This window comes from Streptomyces sp. JLBT605 (assembly GCF_058215555.1).
Window position 1 is genome coordinate 4,543,413 of sequence record NZ_CM177087.1, and the last position, 14,579, is coordinate 4,557,991.

The window sequence follows — 14,579 nt, forward strand, 5'->3', positions numbered from 1 at the left end:
CTCCACCCGTTGAAAATGGTCGCACCCGGTTCGCGGTAAGGCCAGGTCGCGGACGGTTGCCGGCCGTCACGCAGGGAGTTGGGCCTCCTCGACGCCTCAACGTTGAGTAAAGGATCAATAACCCTGCGGACTCGTGCAACCCTTCCGCGGCGACGCGTGTCGTATCAGGCACCAGGCTTTCCGGGGGTGGATCCGGGGGGATTTCGATGGAAAGCCTTGGGGGGAGAAACAGGGGGGCAACACGAGGGGCCCGGTCTTCTTCACCGGGCCCCTCGAAGCGCGTCCGGCTGCCCGCGGCCGTACGTCAAGAATCGGCAAAAGGTTCATAACGGTCGATGTGACTCAGAGCGGGCGGGCGTGCCGGGAGCGGCTCGGCCGGCCAGTCAGCTCACCCGCCGGGCAGCTCCTCGGCGGTGGGGTAGGACGCCTGGGCGCCGGCCCGGGTCACCGCCGCCGCGCCCACCCGCACCGCGAACCGCACAGCCGTTTCCAGATCGTCCCCGGCCCCCAGCCGGCTCCCCAGCGCCCCGGTGAACGCGTCGCCCGCGCCGGTGGTGTCCACCGCCGTCACCCGCGGACTGGGCACCAGCACCGTGCCGCCGGGGCCCGCGACCAGCGCGCCCGCCGCGCCCAGGGTCACCACCACCGAACGCGGCCCCCGGGCGAGCAGCGCCTTCGCCCACACCGCGGGGTCGGCGGCGCCGCCCGCCGGATCGCCGTCCAGCAGCACCCGCGCCTCGTGCTCGTTGACCACCAGCGGATCGCAGGCGGCCAGCACCGGGGCGGGCAGCGGCGCGGGCGGGGAGGGGTTGAGTACCACCCGGGTGCCGGGGCCCACCGTCCGCACCACCTCCGCGACCGTGGCCGGCGGGATCTCCAGCTGGAGCGAGACCACCCGGGCCGCCGCCAGCAGGGGTCCGGCGGCCCGGACGTCCTCGGCCGTGAGGTGGGCGTTGGCGCCCGGCGAGACGACGATGCTGTTGTCCCCGGAGCGGTCCACCGTGATCAGCGCGACGCCGGTGGGCGCCCCGCCCACCAGCACGCCCCGGGTGTCCACGCCCGCCCCGCGCAGCGACTCCAGCAGCAGCCGGCCGTGCGCGTCGTCGCCGACCCGCGCCAGCAGCGCCGTGCGCGCGCCCAACCGGGCCGCGGCGACCGCCTGGTTGGCACCCTTGCCGCCGGGGTGGATCGCCAGATCGGAGCCGAGGACGGTCTCCCCGGCGGCCGGCCGGCGGTCCACCCCCACCACCAGATCGGCGTTGGCCGAGCCCACGACCAGCAGGTCGACGTCGTACATCGGATCCGCCCCTCTCTGAAGCTCTCATGCCGCGCCCCGCGGGCTGTCCACAGGCTGCCCCAAGGCTTTTCCACAGGCCCGCGCGGGTGTCACATCCCGCCGGTACGGTCGGACCATGCTCAAACTCGCGGTGGTGGAAGGGGTCCTGGAGCGGATCACCTACGCCAATGAGGAGAACGGCTACACCGTCGCCCGTGTCGACACCGGCCGGGGCTCCTCGGAGCTGCTCACCGTCGTCGGCTCGCTGCTCGGCGCGCAGCCGGGCGAGTCGCTGCGCATGGAGGGCCGCTGGGGCTCCCACCCGAATTACGGCAAGCAGTTCACCGTGGAGAACTACACCACCGTGCTCCCCGCCACCGTGCAGGGCATCCGCCGCTATCTCGGCTCGGGGCTGATCAAGGGCATCGGGCCCCGGATCGCCGACCGGATCACCGAGCACTTCGGCGTCGACACCCTCGACGTCATCGAGCGCGAGCCGGAGCGGCTGGTCGAGGTGCCCGGGCTCGGCCCCAAGCGGACCAGGCTGATCGGCGCGGCCTGGGAGGAGCAGAAGGCCATCAAGGAGGTGATGGTCTTCCTCCAGGGTGTCGGCGTCTCCACCTCCATCGCGGTGCGGATCTACAAGAAGTACGGCGACGCCTCCATCTCCGTGGTGAAGAACGAGCCCTACCGGCTCGCCGCCGATGTCTGGGGCATCGGCTTCCTGACCGCCGACAAGATCGCCCAGTCGGTGGGCATTCCGCACGACAGCCCGGAGCGGGTCAAGTCCGGCCTGCAGTACGCGCTCTCCCAGTCCACCGACAGCGGCCACTGCTACCTGCCCGAAGAGCAGCTGATCGCGGACGCGGTCAAGCTGCTCCAGGTGGACACCGGCCTGGTCATCGACTGTCTCGGCGAGCTGGCCGAGGACCCCGAGGGGGTGGTCCGCGAGCAGCTGCCCGCGGCGGAGGGCCAGGAGCCGGTCACCGCGGTCTACCTGGTGCCGTTCCACCGCGCGGAGGTCTCGCTCGCCGGGCAGCTGCTGCGGCTGCTGCGCACCGAGGAGGACCGGATGCCGGCCTTCGGGGAGGTGGACTGGGAGAAGGCCCTGGCCTGGCTGGCCCGGCGGACCGGCGCGGATCTCGCCCCCGAGCAGCGGGACGCGGTCAGGCTCGCGCTCACCGAGAAGGTCGCGGTGCTCACCGGCGGGCCCGGCTGCGGCAAGTCCTTCACGGTCCGCTCGGTGGTGGAGCTGGCCCGTGCCAAGAAGGCCAAGGTGGTGCTGGCGGCCCCCACCGGCCGGGCGGCCAAGCGGCTCTCGGAGCTGACCGGAGCGGACGCCTCCACGGTGCACCGGCTGCTGGAGCTCAAGCCCGGCGGTGACGCGGCGTATGACCGGGATCGCCCGCTGGACGCCGATCTGGTGGTGGTGGACGAGGCGTCCATGCTGGATCTGCTGCTCGCCAACAAGCTGGCCAAGGCGGTTCCGCCGGGCGCGCATCTGCTGCTGGTCGGGGATGTGGATCAGCTGCCCTCGGTGGGCGCCGGCGAGGTGCTGCGCGATCTGCTGGCCGCAGGCGGGGCCGCGGGTACCGCGTCGGACAGGGGTGGTGGTCGGGCGGCGGGTGGGACAGTGCCGTCGGTGCGGCTGACCAGGATCTTCCGGCAGGCCCAGCAGTCCGGGGTGGTCACCAACGCGCACCGCATCAATTCCGGGGTGCCGCCGCTCACCCAGGGGCTGGCGGACTTCTTCCTCTTCGTCGAGGAGGACACCGAGGAGGCCGGGCGGCTCACGGTCGACGTGGCGGCCCGCCGGATCCCCGCGAAGTTCGGTCTGGACCCGCGCCGGGACGTCCAGGTGCTGGCTCCGATGCACCGGGGCCCGGCGGGGGCCGGGGCGCTCAACGGCCTGCTCCAGCAGGCCATCACGCCCGGCCGGCCGGAGTTGCCGGAGCGGCGGTTCGGCGGCCGGGTCTTCCGTGTTGGCGACAAAGTCACCCAGATCAGAAACAATTATGAAAAAGGCGCCAATGGCGTGTTCAACGGCACGGTCGGCGTCGTCACCGCCCTGGACAACGACGAGCAGCGGCTGACCGTGCTGACGGACGAGGACGAGGAGGTGGGGTACGACTTCGACGAGCTGGACGAGCTGGCCCACGCCTATGCGGTGACCATCCATCGGTCGCAGGGCAGCGAGTATCCGGCCGTGGTGATCCCGGTGACCACCGGAGCCTGGATGATGCTCCAGCGCAATCTGCTGTATACGGCAGTGACCCGGGCCAAGCGCCTGGTGGTGCTGGTCGGGTCGCGGCGGGCGCTCGGGCAGGCGGTGCGGACCGTCTCCGCGGGGCGCCGCTGCACCGCGTTGGCTCACCGGGTCGGCGGCGGTGTGCGTTGCTGACGGGTTTCCGAACAGTGACGAAGGGGGCAGGATGGGCATGATGGGCGGCACTGAGTGCCGCCTACCGGCCCTTCGGCCGACCCCGAGTGCACGTTCATCGACCAAATGGGGGAAGGTAGGGGGAGTCAGGGCACCTCGAAGAAGAGAACCAGACGTCGGTGAGGGATGACGTGAGTGACAACTCTGTAGTACTGCGGTACGGGGACGGCGAATACACCTACCCGGTGGTCGACAGCACTGTCGGCGACAAGGGCTTCGATATCGGTAAGCTCCGCGCCCAGACCGGTCTGGTGACCCTGGACTCGGGTTATGGCAACACCGCCGCGTACAAATCCGCGATCACCTATCTCGACGGTGAGGCGGGCATTCTGCGCTACCGGGGCTACCCGATCGAGCAGCTGGCCGAGCGCAGCACCTTCCTGGAGACGGCCTTCCTGCTGATCAACGGTGAGCTGCCGACCGTCGACCAGCTGGCGACCTTCCGTGAGGAGATCACCACCCACACGCTGCTGCACGAGGACGTCAAGCGCTTCTACGACGGCTTCCCGCGTGACGCGCACCCGATGGCGATGCTGTCCTCCGTGGTCAGCGCGCTGTCGACGTTCTACCAGGACAGCCACAACCCGTTCGACGAGAAGCAGCGCCACCTCTCCACGGTCCGGCTGCTGGCCAAGCTGCCCACCATTGCCGCTTACGCGTACAAGAAGTCGGTCGGCCACCCGTTCGTCTACCCGCGCAACGACCTGGGCTACGTGGAGAACTTCCTCCGCATGACCTTCTCGGTGCCCGCCGCCGAGTACGGCCTGGACCCGGTCGTGGTCAGCGCCCTGGACAAGCTGCTGATCCTGCACGCGGACCACGAGCAGAACTGCTCGACCTCGACGGTCCGTCTGGTCGGCTCCTCGCAGGCGAACATGTTCGCCTCCGTCTCCGCGGGCATCAGCGCCCTGTGGGGCCCGCTGCACGGCGGCGCCAACCAGAGCGTGCTGGAGATGCTGGAGCGCATCCAGGCCGAGGGCGGCGACGTCGACTCCTTCATCCGCAAGGTGAAGAACAAGGAAGACGGCGTGAAGCTCATGGGCTTCGGGCACCGCGTCTACAAGAACTTCGACCCCCGGGCGAAGATCATCAAGTCGGCGGCGCACGATGTCCTCTCCGCGCTCGGCAAGAGCGACGAGCTGCTCGACATCGCGCTCAAGCTCGAAGAGCACGCGCTGGCGGACGACTACTTCGTGGAGCGCAAGCTCTACCCGAACGTCGACTTCTACACCGGCCTGATCTACCGGGCGATGGGCTTCCCGACCGAGATGTTCACCGTGCTCTTCGCGCTCGGCCGGCTGCCCGGCTGGATCGCCCAGTGGCACGAGATGATCAAGGAGCCGGGCTCGCGCATCGGTCGTCCGCGCCAGATCTACACCGGTGTCGTCGAGCGGGACTTCGTCCCGGTCGAGGAGCGCTGACCGCTGCCCGACGGGCCCTGACGCCGCACCACAGGGCCTCGTCGGCGTCCTCAGGCGCCGACGGCCCTGACGCGCGACACGAGAAAGCGCCCCGCTTCCGATCCCCCCACGGGTCGGAGCGGGGCGCTTCCCGTTCCCCGGTACGGATTCCCCCCACGGGATCCGGCCGGGTGTCCATCGGCCGTGGATCGCTCCACGGTCGCGACCTGCCGGGACGCGTACGTACGGGAGGGCCGCTCAAAGCTCCCCGGGTACGTGCCCCGGCCACGCGTGGCTGGAAACGTCCCCCAAGACGTGTCAGCCGCAGGGTTAGACTCTCGACCCCCCTCAATGGTTACGTTGACTTGGGTGTGATCTGCGTCTCTTGCCATATGAGACGTAAAAGGGCAAGAGCCACGATCTGGAGATCCAGTCACCGGTGTAGGGGTGTTGCGCGGCTTATGGGGACCTGGTGAAGCTGTGAGGGGGATGTGAAGAAACGCGGCCGCGATCAGGCGCGGCCGGTCAGCTCGTATCCGGCCTCGTCCACGGCGGCGCGGACGGCCTCGTCGTCCAGCGGGGCGGCCGAGACGACGGTGACCTTGCCGGTGGCGGCGACGGCCGCCACGGAGCTGACCCCGGCGATGGCGGAGATCTCCTCGGAGACCGCGCCCTCGCAGTGACCGCAGGTCATCCCGGTCACCTGGTAGACGGTGGTCACGGAGCCCGCCTCGGTGCCGGCAGCTGCGTCGGTGTTCGCCTGGGAGGTCATGACTTCTCCTGTGTGAGTGGGTAAGCGCTGACGCGCCGGAGGCCGGGTAGGGCCCCGGGGTGCTCCGGCGCTGCCAACTGTATACCCCCAGGGGGTATGAATCCACTGTTGGCGCCGTGTCCGTCGCGCCAGGTGTGTCCATGGCCGTTCGTGGACGGATGCGCGGACGGGGCGCGCGGACGGGTCGCGCGGACGGTCATGCGCGGACGGTCATTCTCGGCGGGAGCGGTTGCCGGGGCGGCGGGCCACCCAGGCCCGGATGGTGTCCGCGAACCAGAAGGGTTTGCCCCGCTCGACCGTGTCGGGTGGCGGCAGGTGCCCGTGTTTGCGATAGGAGCGCACGGTGTCGGTCTGCACACCGATGTGTGCGGCGATCTCCTTGTAGGACCAGAGCTTCCGGTCGGTCATCCCTCGCGCCTTTCCTGCAGGCGCCGCGGACCTGGCCCGGTGGAACGGGTAGTCAGGCGCCGCGGCGCGACCGCTGAGCTGATCACACAGCCTGTCCCCGTTCGGCGGCACATTGCGGGTGGATACGGGCGGTTGTCGCATGCTTGTAACAGAAGATCCGCATCAGCATGACTTTGTTTCGGATGTGTTCAGCGAGGTGACGGATCCGCCATGCGGTCGGTGATCTCGGCCAGCGGCACCACCCGGTGCTCCCGCCGGGACAGCTCGCACGCCTCGGCGACCGCCAGCGCGCTGAGCGCTTCCGCGCCCGGGCAGGGGTTGGGGGCCTGGCCGCGGGCGGCGGCCACGAAGGCGGCCAGCTCCGCCCGGTAGGCCCCTTCGAAGCGGTCCCAGAAGCCGGTCCAGGGGCGAGCGGGCGGCGCCGGGCCGCCCGGTTCGGCCGAGGTGAAGGGCGTCCGCTCGCCCAGCCCGACCACGAACTGGTCGCGCTCCCCGGCCAGTTCCATCCGCACGTCGTATCCGGCCCCGTTGCAGCGGGTCGCGGTCGCGCTGACCAGGGCGCCGTCGTCCAGGGTCAGCAGGGCGGCGGCGGTGTCCACGTCGCCCGCCTCGCGGAAGACGTCCGCACCGCCGTCCGCCCCGCGGGCGAAGACCTCCACCACCTCGCGGCCGGTCAGCCAGCGCACCGCGTCGAAGTCGTGCACCAGGCAGTCCCGGATCAGCCCGCCGGAGAGCGCCAGGAAGGCCGCCGGCGGGGGAGCGGCGTCCGAGGTCACCGTCCGGATGGTGTGGACGCGCCCGAGCCGGCCCGACCGGTAGGCCGCCCGGGCCGCCAGGTAGCCGGCGTCGAACCGCCGCTGGAAGCCCATCTGCAGCAGGGTGCCGGCCGCCTCGACCTCGGCGAGCGCCCGCAGCGTGCCGGGCAGGTCCGGCGCGATGGGCTTCTCGCAGTAGGCCGGGAGCCCGGCCCGCGCGGTGCGGGTGATCAGCTCCGCGTGCGAGGTGGTCGTGGTGGCGATCACCACCGCGTCCACCCCGGCCGCGAACACCGCGTCCACCGACTCGGCGGCCCGGGCCCGGCCGCCGATCCGGCCGGCCAGTCCGGCGGCCCGCGCGGGGTCCGCGTCGCCGATCAGCACCTCCCCGACCCCGTCGGTCTCCGCCAGGACGCGGGCGTGGAAGGAGCCGATCCGGCCCGCGCCGAGAAACCCGATACGCATGCGCACTCCCCGACTCCGTCGGCCTCCGGGCCGGCCCCGGCGGCTCGCCCGCCGTTCGCGACAGGGTCGCCGCCGGTCGCGGCAGGTCTACAGGTAGAGGGCCGGGCGCTCGATCAGCTCCACCGGGGCCCGCTCCCCGGTGGCCTGGGCCCGCACGCCCGCCTCGCAGACCGCGGCCGCGGCGTAGCCGTCCCAGGCACTCGGGCCCTCCACCGCACCGGCGCGGGTGGCGTTCACCCAGCCCTGCACCTGGCGGTCGTACGCCTCCCGGAAGCGGGTCACGAAGTCCGGTGCGATCTCGCCGCCCCACCTCCCGGCGCGGTTGACCAGCATCCCGTGCACGTCGCCGACCCGCGCGGTGCCGCGCTCGCAGACCACCTCGGCCTGCACCTGATAGCCGAATCCGCAGGTGGCGAAGATCTCCACGTCCACCAGCACGCCGCCGTCGGTCTCGAAGATCACCAGCTGCGGGTCGCCGATCCCCTCCGGGGCGTGCCCGGTCGGCCGCGGCCGCAGCACGGTCACCGCGGTGATCTCCTGCTCCAGCAGCCAGCGGGACTGGTCCATCTCGTGCACCACCGAGTCGTTGATGAGCATCGACTCGGTGAAGAAGGACGGCACCGAGGCGTTGCGGTGGCGGCAGTGCAGCAGCAGCGGGCGGCCCAGCTCCCCGCCGGTCAGCAGCGACTTCAGCCGGGCGAACTCGGGGTCGTACCGGCGCATGAAGCCCACCTGCACGCGCCGGTGGCCCAGCCGCTGCTCGGCCTCCAGCACCCGCAGGGCGGAGGCCGCGTCCGGGGTGAGCGGCTTCTCGCACAGCACCGGAAGGTCGTGCCGGAACGCCTCCAGCAGCGCCTCCTCGTGGGCCGGGCCAGGGCTGGCGATCAGCACCGCGTCCACCTCCGAGGAGGCCATGGCGGCGGCCGGATCGGTGTAGGCCGCGCAGCCCTCGATGGAGTCGGCCACGGATTTGGCCCGCTCGGCGTCGATGTCCACCACCGCGGCGACCCGCGCCCCGCTGGTCACCTCGTGGATGCGGCGTGCGTGGTCGGCGCCCATCCGGCCGGTCCCGATCACGGCGACGCCGAGCGTGCCCTGCTGCGTCATGGGTGTGTCTCCTCGTGCTTGGCCGTGCCTCAGGCGCCGCAGGCGCGCAGGTAACGCCGGGTGCGCCGGGCGATGGGGAAGGGCTGGTCGGGCGGGCAGGGGTACATGTCCTGCTCGACGATCGCGAACAGGTCGACGTCCAGCCGCTGGGCGGCCGCCAGCACCGGCTCCAGGGCCGGGACGCCCTTCGGCGGCTCGCACATCACCCCGCGCCGGACCGCGGGCCCGAACGGCACCTCGTCCCGGACCACCTCGGCGAGGATCCCCGGATCGACCTGCTTGAGGTGGAGGTAGCCCAGCCGCTCGCCGTAGGTCTCGATCAGCTTGACGCTGTCGCCGCCGCAGTAGGCGTAGTGCCCGGTGTCCAGGCAGAGGCCGACCAGCGCGGGGTCGGTGGCGTCCAGGAAGCGGGCCACGTTCTCCTCGGTGTCGATGTGGGTGTCGGCGTGCGGGTGGACGACGATCTCCAGCCCGAACCGCTCGCGCACCTCCCGGCCCAGCCGCTCCATCCCGCCGGCCAGCGCGCGCCACTGCTCGGCGGTCAGCCGGGGGCTCTCGATCAGTTCCGCAGTCTTGTCGTCCCGCCAGAAGGAGGGGATGACGACCAGATGGCGGGCGCCCATCGCCTGGGTGAGGGTCGCGACCTCGGCCACATGGGCCCAGGTGGCGTCCCAGACCGCGGGTCCGCGGTGCAGGGCGGTGAAGACGGTGCCGGCCGAGACGGTGAGGCCGCGCCGCGCGGTCTCCTCGGTGAGCCGGGCCGGGTCGGTCGGCAGATAGCCGTAGGGGCCCAGCTCGATCCACGCGTAACCCGCCTGCGACACCTCGTCGAGGAACCGCTGCCAGGGGACCTGATGTGGGTCGTCGGCGAACCACACCCCCCAGGAGTCGGGGGCGGACCCGATCCGGATGCGGTCCAGCGCGGGTGCGGGGGAGGCGGCGGCAGCCGGGGAGGTGTCGGCGGTCGGGGAGGTGTCGGCAGTCATGGAAGCGGGGCTCCTCTCGCCGGTCTTTTCGGCAGCTTCACCGCCCGGGCGGGCGGCCGTCAAGAGTAAGTCAGGACATACGGACGTAATGACGCGGATGAGGGAAGCGGCATGTGTCCGAATGTAAGGACAAAACCTTGACAGCGGGCGTCGGCATGTTTAGAAGGGTGCTTCAGGAAGGGGTGCGCATGACTGAGCCGTACGACCTGATCACCATGGGCCGGATCGGGGTGGACATCTACCCGCTCCAGACCGGCGTGCCCCTGGCGCGGGTCGAGACCTTCGGGAAGTTCCTCGGCGGCTCGCCCACCAACGTGGCGGTCGCCGCCGCCCGGCTGGGACGCCGCACCGCGGTGATCAGCCGCACCGGATCCGACCCGTTCGGCGACTACCTCTGCCAGGAGCTGCGCGGCTTCGACGTCGACGACCGCTGGGTCACGCCGGTGCCCGCGTACCCCACCCCGGTCACCTTCTGCGAGATCTTCCCGCCGGACGACTTCCCCCTCTACTTCTACCGGCAGCCCAAGGCACCGGACCTGGAGATCCACCCCGGCGAACTCGACCTCGGCGCCATCCGCGCCGCGCGGATCTTCTGGATGACCGGGACCGGACTCTGCCAGGAGCCCAGCCGGGCCGCGACCCTGGCCGCACTCCGGGCGCGCGCCAAGGCCGGGCCCACGGTCTTCGACCTCGACTGGCGTCCCATGTTCTGGCAGGACCCCGACCAGGCGCGCCCGCACTACGCCGAGGCCCTGCGGTACGCCACCGTCGCCGTCGGCAATGTGGAGGAGTGCGAGATCGCCACCGGGCTGCGGGAACCGGCGGCCTGCGCCCAGGCCCTGCTGGACGCGGGCGTGGAGCTGGCCGTCGTCAAGCAGGGGCCCAGGGGCGTGCTCGCGGTGCACCGCGACGGGAGCAGCGCCGAGGTCCCGCCCGTCCCCGTCGAGGTGGTCAACGGGCTGGGCGCCGGCGACGCGTTCGGCGGCTCGCTCTGCCACGGGCTGCTCGCGGGCTGGGAGCTGGAGCGGGTCATGCGGCACGCCAACGCCGCGGGCGCCATCGTCGCCGCCCGGCTCGCCTGCTCCTCGGCGATGCCCACCGGCCAGGAGGTGGCCGCCGTCCTGGCGGGCGGCCCGATCAGCGCGCAGCAGCCACCCCGCGCCCCGGGCCCGGCCGCCGCTCAGGGCCCGGCGCGCACCCGGGATCCGGCCCCCGCGCGGGCCCCGATCAGGGCGGAGGGGCGGCCGTGAGCCTCACCATCCGGGACCTCACCACGGTGCGCGCCCGACACCCCGAAGCGATCGCCGAGGCCGCGGCCCGGCGGGTCCGCCGCCCCCTCGTCGGCGAGAGCGGCCGGCTGATGATCATCGCTGCCGACCATCCGGCGCGCGGCGCGCTCGCTGTCGGCGACCACCAGCTGGCCATGGCCAACCGCGCCGAGTTGCTGGAGCGGCTGTGCCGGGCGCTGGCCCGCCCCGGCGTCGACGGGGTGCTCGCCACCGCCGACATACTGGAGGACCTGCTGCTGCTCGGCGCCCTGGAGGGCAAGGTCGCGGTCGGCTCGATGAACCGCGGCGGACTCGCCGGAGCCTCCTTCGAGCTCGACGACCGCTTCACCGGCTACCGGCCCCAGGACCTCGCCCGGCTGCGGTTCGACGCGGGGAAGGTGCTGCTGCGCATCGACTACGCCGACGCCGGCTCGCTGAGCACCATGGCCTCCACCGCCCATGCCATCGACGAGATGGCCGAACGCGCGCTGCCCGTATTCGTCGAGCCGTTCATCACCCGCCACCGCGCGGGCCGGGCGGTCAACGACCTCAGTGCCGAGGCCGTCACCCGGTCCATCGCCATCGCCTCCGGGCTCGCCGGAACCTCCGCCTACACCTGGCTGAAGGTGCCGGTCACCCACGACGCCGCCGACATGGCCGCCGTGATGGAGACCTCCACCCTGCCCGCGGTGCTGCTCGGCGGCGAGGTGGGCAGCACCGCGCGCGATCAGGAACTCGCCTACGAGAAGTGGCGCAAGGCGCTGCGGCTGCCCACCGTGCAGGGCCTGGTCGTCGGCCGCTCGCTGCTCTACCCGGCGTACGGCACCGTCGAGACGGCCGTGGACACCGCCGTCGGTCTGCTCTAACCGGACCCGACCAGGGAAGACTCACCCCCATGACCTCCAGCAACTCGAAGACATCCGACTTCCATCTGCCGGCGGGCAAGGCGGCGGCCGGTCCGTACGCCGTGGACATCGACCCCGCACGGGCCGGCTGGGGCTACTCGTCGCTGCGCGTCCTTTCGCTCCCGCCCGGTGGCTCGCACTCGCTGGCCACCGGCGACAGCGAATGGATCGTGCTGCCGCTCTCCGGCGGCTACAGCGTCCAGACCGACGAGGAGATCTTCGAACTCCACGGCCGCGAGGACGTCTTCGGCGGCGTCACCGACTTCGTGTACCTGCCGCGCGACGGCCACGCCCGGATCACCAGCGGCGCCGGCGGCCGGGTCGCCCTGGCCGGGGCCCGCTGCGAGCGGCGGCTGCCCGCCCGGTACGCACCGGCCTCGGCCGTCCCCGTCGAACTGCGCGGCACCGGCAACTGCTCCCGCCAGGTCAACAACTTCGCCGCGGCCGGGACCTTCGAGTGCGACCGGCTCATCGCCGTCGAAGTCCTCACCCCCGGCGGCAACTGGTCCTCCTATCCGCCGCACAAGCACGACGAGTGCCGCCCGGGGGAGGAGTCCGAGCTGGAGGAGATCTACTACTTCGAGATCGCCGAGGCGCACGGCACCGAGGGCGTCGGCTACCAGCGCGTGACGCCCTCCGGCCCTGGCAGGGGAACGGACGTGCTCGCCGAGGTGCGCACCGGCGACGCCGTGCTGATCCCCGACGGCTGGCACGGCCCGTCCATCGCCGCCCCCGGCCACACCATGTACTACCTCAACGTCATGGCCGGGCCGGGAGCGGAGCGCCAGTGGCTGATCCGCGACCACCCCGACCACACCTGGATCCGCGCCACCTGGCCCGACCAGCCCGTCGACCCCCGCCTGCCGCTGTACCAGGCCCCGACCGAAGAGGTGCGATGACCCCCGCGACGACCCCCGCGAAGACCCGCCGGCTCACCGTCGCCCAGGCCCTGGTGGAGTTCCTCGGCCGGCAGTACACCGAGCGGGACGGGCGGCGGCACCGGCTGATCACCGCCTGCTGGGGCATCTTCGGCCACGGCAACGTGGCGGGCCTGGGCCAGGCGCTGCTGGAGTCCGGCCCCGACACCCTGCCCTTCCTCCAGGGCCGCAACGAACAGGCCATGGTGCACGCCGCCGTCGGCCACGCCCGCCACCGCGACCGGCTCTCCGCGCAGGCCGTCACCACCTCCATCGGGCCCGGCGCCACCAACCTCGTCACCGGCGCCGCGCTCGCCACCGTCAACCACCTGCCGGTGCTGCTGCTGCCCGGCGACATCTTCGCCACCCGCCCCGCCGACCCGGTGCTCCAGCAGCTGGAGGTCCCCTACGCCGGCGATGTCTCGGTCAACGACTGCCTGCGCCCGGTCTCCCGCTACTTCGACCGGATCACCCGGCCCGAGGCGCTGATCCCCGCCGCCCTCCAGGCGATGCGCGTGCTCGCCGACCCGGCCGACACCGGCGCGGTCACCCTCGCCCTGCCGCAGGACGTCCAGGCCGAGGCGTTCGACTGGCCGGCGGAGTTCTTCGCCGAGCGGGTGTGGCAGGTACGCCGCCCCGCGCCCGACCCCGCCGCGCTCGCGGAGGCCGCGCGCGCCATCCGCGCCGCCCGCCGGCCGCTGATCATCGCGGGCGGCGGCGTTCACCACAGCGAGGCCGAGGACGCGCTGCGCGCCCTCGCCGACGCCACCGGCATCCCGGTCGCCGCCACCCAGGCCGGCAAGGGCTCGCTCCGCCACGACCACCCGGCCGACGTCGGCGGCATCGGCCACACCGGCACCGCCACCGCCGACGAACTGGCCCGCACCGCGGACCTGGTCATCGGCGTCGGCACCCGCTACACCGACTTCACCACCGCCTCCGCGACCCTCTTCGCCGAGCCCGCGGTGCGCTTCGTCAACCTCAACATCGCCCCCTTCGACGCGCACAAGCTCAGCGCCACCGCCCTGGTCGCCGACGCCCGCGCCGGACTCACCGCGCTCACCGAAGCCCTGACCGGATATCAGGTCGACGCCGTCTACCGGGCCGGCTACCAGGCCGGCAAGCGGCGCTGGGAGAGCCTGGTGGACGCCGCCTACGCGGCCGACGACGCCTCCGCGCGCCCCAGCCAGAGCCAGGTCCTCGGCGCCCTGGACGCGGTGGTCGGGGATGACGACGTGATCATCAACGCGGCCGGCTCCCTCCCCGGTGACCTGCACAAACTCTGGCGCGCCCGGTCCCGGCGGCAGTACCACCTGGAGTACGGCTACTCCTGCATGGGGTACGAGATCCCGGCCGCCGTCGGGGTCAAGCTCGCCGCCCCCGAGGCGGAAGTCTGGGCGCTGGTCGGCGACGGCACGTATCTGATGATGCCCACCGAGATCGTCACCGCGGTCCAGGAGGGCCTGGCCATCAAGGTGGTGCTGCTGCAGAACCACGGCTACGCCTCCATCGGCGGGCTCTCCGAGCAGACCGGGGCCGAGCGCTTCGGCACCGCCTACCGCTTCCGGGCCGCCGACGGCTCCTACACCGGGGAGCCGCTGCCGGTGGACCTGGCGGCCAACGCCGCCTCGCTGGGCATGGACGTCCTGCGCGCCGCCACCGTCGGCGAGCTGCGGACCGCGCTCGCCGCCGCCCGCGCCTCCGACCGCCCCACATGTGTCTATGTGGAGACCAAAACAGCCGACACAGTGCCGGGCGCGCCACCGGCTCAGGCGTGGTGGGATGTGCCCGTCGCCAAGGCCGCGACCCGCCCGGCCGCCGTCAAGGCCCGTGAGGAGTACGACCGGCAGGCCGGCGCCCGCCGCCGTCACCTGTGACCG

12 protein-coding genes are annotated in these 14,579 nt (G+C 72.4%); 6 read left to right on the forward strand and 6 right to left on the reverse strand.

The genetic code is table 11. From position 1 onward, the window contains the following. Positions 1 to 388: 388 nt before the first annotated feature. On the reverse strand, positions 389 to 1,297 hold the full coding sequence (locus AC4BDD_RS19720; protein ID WP_490686772.1) for a ribokinase: 909 nt from the start codon (positions 1,295 to 1,297) through the stop codon (positions 389 to 391). Between the two features lie 115 nt (positions 1,298 to 1,412). Between AC4BDD_RS19720 and recD2 the strand changes: the two genes are divergently transcribed. Both recD2 and AC4BDD_RS19730 read left to right on the forward strand, forming a co-directional pair. After that, positions 1,413 to 3,677, forward strand: a complete 2,265-nt coding sequence (gene recD2 / locus AC4BDD_RS19725) for an SF1B family DNA helicase RecD2 (RefSeq protein ID WP_490686773.1) — start codon at positions 1,413 to 1,415, stop codon at positions 3,675 to 3,677. 170 nt (positions 3,678 to 3,847) lie between these two features. After that, complete coding sequence (locus AC4BDD_RS19730) at positions 3,848 to 5,137, forward strand: citrate synthase (RefSeq protein WP_490686774.1); 1,290 nt, start codon at positions 3,848 to 3,850, stop codon at positions 5,135 to 5,137. 490 nt (positions 5,138 to 5,627) lie between these two features. Here the strand turns inward: AC4BDD_RS19730 and AC4BDD_RS19735 are convergent, their stop codons facing one another. The 5 genes from AC4BDD_RS19735 to AC4BDD_RS19755 form a co-directional block, all read right to left on the reverse strand. After that, positions 5,628 to 5,888, reverse strand: a complete 261-nt coding sequence (locus AC4BDD_RS19735; RefSeq protein WP_490686775.1) for a heavy-metal-associated domain-containing protein — start codon at positions 5,886 to 5,888, stop codon at positions 5,628 to 5,630. Positions 5,889 to 6,098: 210 nt separating this feature from the next. Further along, the gene (locus tag AC4BDD_RS19740) at positions 6,099 to 6,296 is read right to left on the reverse strand and encodes a helix-turn-helix transcriptional regulator (RefSeq protein WP_490686776.1); all 198 of its coding nucleotides are present in this window, start codon (positions 6,294 to 6,296) and stop codon (positions 6,099 to 6,101) included. 188 nt (positions 6,297 to 6,484) lie between these two features. Then, the gene (locus AC4BDD_RS19745) at positions 6,485 to 7,516 is read right to left on the reverse strand and encodes a Gfo/Idh/MocA family protein (RefSeq protein ID WP_490686777.1); all 1,032 of its coding nucleotides are present in this window, start codon (positions 7,514 to 7,516) and stop codon (positions 6,485 to 6,487) included. Positions 7,517 to 7,603: 87 nt separating this feature from the next. Next, positions 7,604 to 8,623 carry a Gfo/Idh/MocA family protein gene (locus tag AC4BDD_RS19750; RefSeq protein ID WP_490686778.1) on the reverse strand — a complete coding sequence of 340 codons (1,020 nt, stop codon included), beginning with the start codon at positions 8,621 to 8,623 and terminating at the stop codon, positions 7,604 to 7,606. Between the two features lie 29 nt (positions 8,624 to 8,652). After that, on the reverse strand, positions 8,653 to 9,609 hold the full coding sequence (locus AC4BDD_RS19755; protein ID WP_490686779.1) for a sugar phosphate isomerase/epimerase family protein: 957 nt from the start codon (positions 9,607 to 9,609) through the stop codon (positions 8,653 to 8,655). Positions 9,610 to 9,797: 188 nt separating this feature from the next. Here AC4BDD_RS19755 and iolC point away from each other — a divergent pair, with 188 nt between their 5' ends. From iolC to iolD, 4 genes are read left to right on the forward strand one after another with little or no spacing between them, the layout of a single operon-like run. Then, positions 9,798 to 10,859 carry a 5-dehydro-2-deoxygluconokinase gene (iolC, locus tag AC4BDD_RS19760; RefSeq protein WP_490686780.1) on the forward strand — a complete coding sequence of 354 codons (1,062 nt, stop codon included), beginning with the start codon at positions 9,798 to 9,800 and terminating at the stop codon, positions 10,857 to 10,859. Beyond that, a complete protein-coding gene (locus AC4BDD_RS19765) occupies positions 10,856 to 11,743 on the forward strand; it encodes a Cgl0159 family (beta/alpha)8-fold protein (protein ID WP_490686781.1) in 888 nt (295 codons plus the stop codon). Before iolC ends, AC4BDD_RS19765 begins: the two co-directional genes overlap by 4 nt. A 29-nt stretch (positions 11,744 to 11,772) precedes the next feature. Then, the gene (iolB, locus tag AC4BDD_RS19770; RefSeq protein ID WP_490686782.1) at positions 11,773 to 12,681 is read left to right on the forward strand and encodes a 5-deoxy-glucuronate isomerase; all 909 of its coding nucleotides are present in this window, start codon (positions 11,773 to 11,775) and stop codon (positions 12,679 to 12,681) included. After that, positions 12,678 to 14,576, forward strand: a complete 1,899-nt coding sequence (gene iolD, locus AC4BDD_RS19775; protein WP_490686783.1) for a 3D-(3,5/4)-trihydroxycyclohexane-1,2-dione acylhydrolase (decyclizing) — start codon at positions 12,678 to 12,680, stop codon at positions 14,574 to 14,576. The genes iolB and iolD overlap by 4 nt, the downstream gene beginning before the upstream one ends. Positions 14,577 to 14,579 lie beyond the last annotated feature (3 nt).

Excerpts from the sequence above, each read along its gene's own strand:
- AC4BDD_RS19750 (WP_490686778.1), bottom strand. The coding sequence starts at position 8,623 with ATGACGCAGCAGGGCACGCTCGGCGTCGCCGTGATCGGGACCGGCCGG.
- AC4BDD_RS19720 (WP_490686772.1), bottom strand. The coding sequence starts at position 1,297 with ATGTACGACGTCGACCTGCTGGTCGTGGGCTCGGCCAACGCCGATCTG.
- iolC (WP_490686780.1), top strand. The coding sequence starts at position 9,798 with ATGACTGAGCCGTACGACCTGATCACCATGGGCCGGATCGGGGTGGAC.
- iolD (WP_490686783.1), top strand. The coding sequence starts at position 12,678 with ATGACCCCCGCGACGACCCCCGCGAAGACCCGCCGGCTCACCGTCGCC.
- AC4BDD_RS19735 (WP_490686775.1), bottom strand. The coding sequence starts at position 5,888 with ATGACCTCCCAGGCGAACACCGACGCAGCTGCCGGCACCGAGGCGGGC.
- iolB (WP_490686782.1), top strand. The coding sequence starts at position 11,773 with ATGACCTCCAGCAACTCGAAGACATCCGACTTCCATCTGCCGGCGGGC.
- AC4BDD_RS19740 (WP_490686776.1), bottom strand. The coding sequence starts at position 6,296 with ATGACCGACCGGAAGCTCTGGTCCTACAAGGAGATCGCCGCACACATC.
- AC4BDD_RS19745 (WP_490686777.1), bottom strand. The coding sequence starts at position 7,516 with ATGCGTATCGGGTTTCTCGGCGCGGGCCGGATCGGCTCCTTCCACGCC.
- AC4BDD_RS19755 (WP_490686779.1), bottom strand. The coding sequence starts at position 9,609 with ATGACTGCCGACACCTCCCCGACCGCCGACACCTCCCCGGCTGCCGCC.
- recD2 (WP_490686773.1), top strand. The coding sequence starts at position 1,413 with ATGCTCAAACTCGCGGTGGTGGAAGGGGTCCTGGAGCGGATCACCTAC.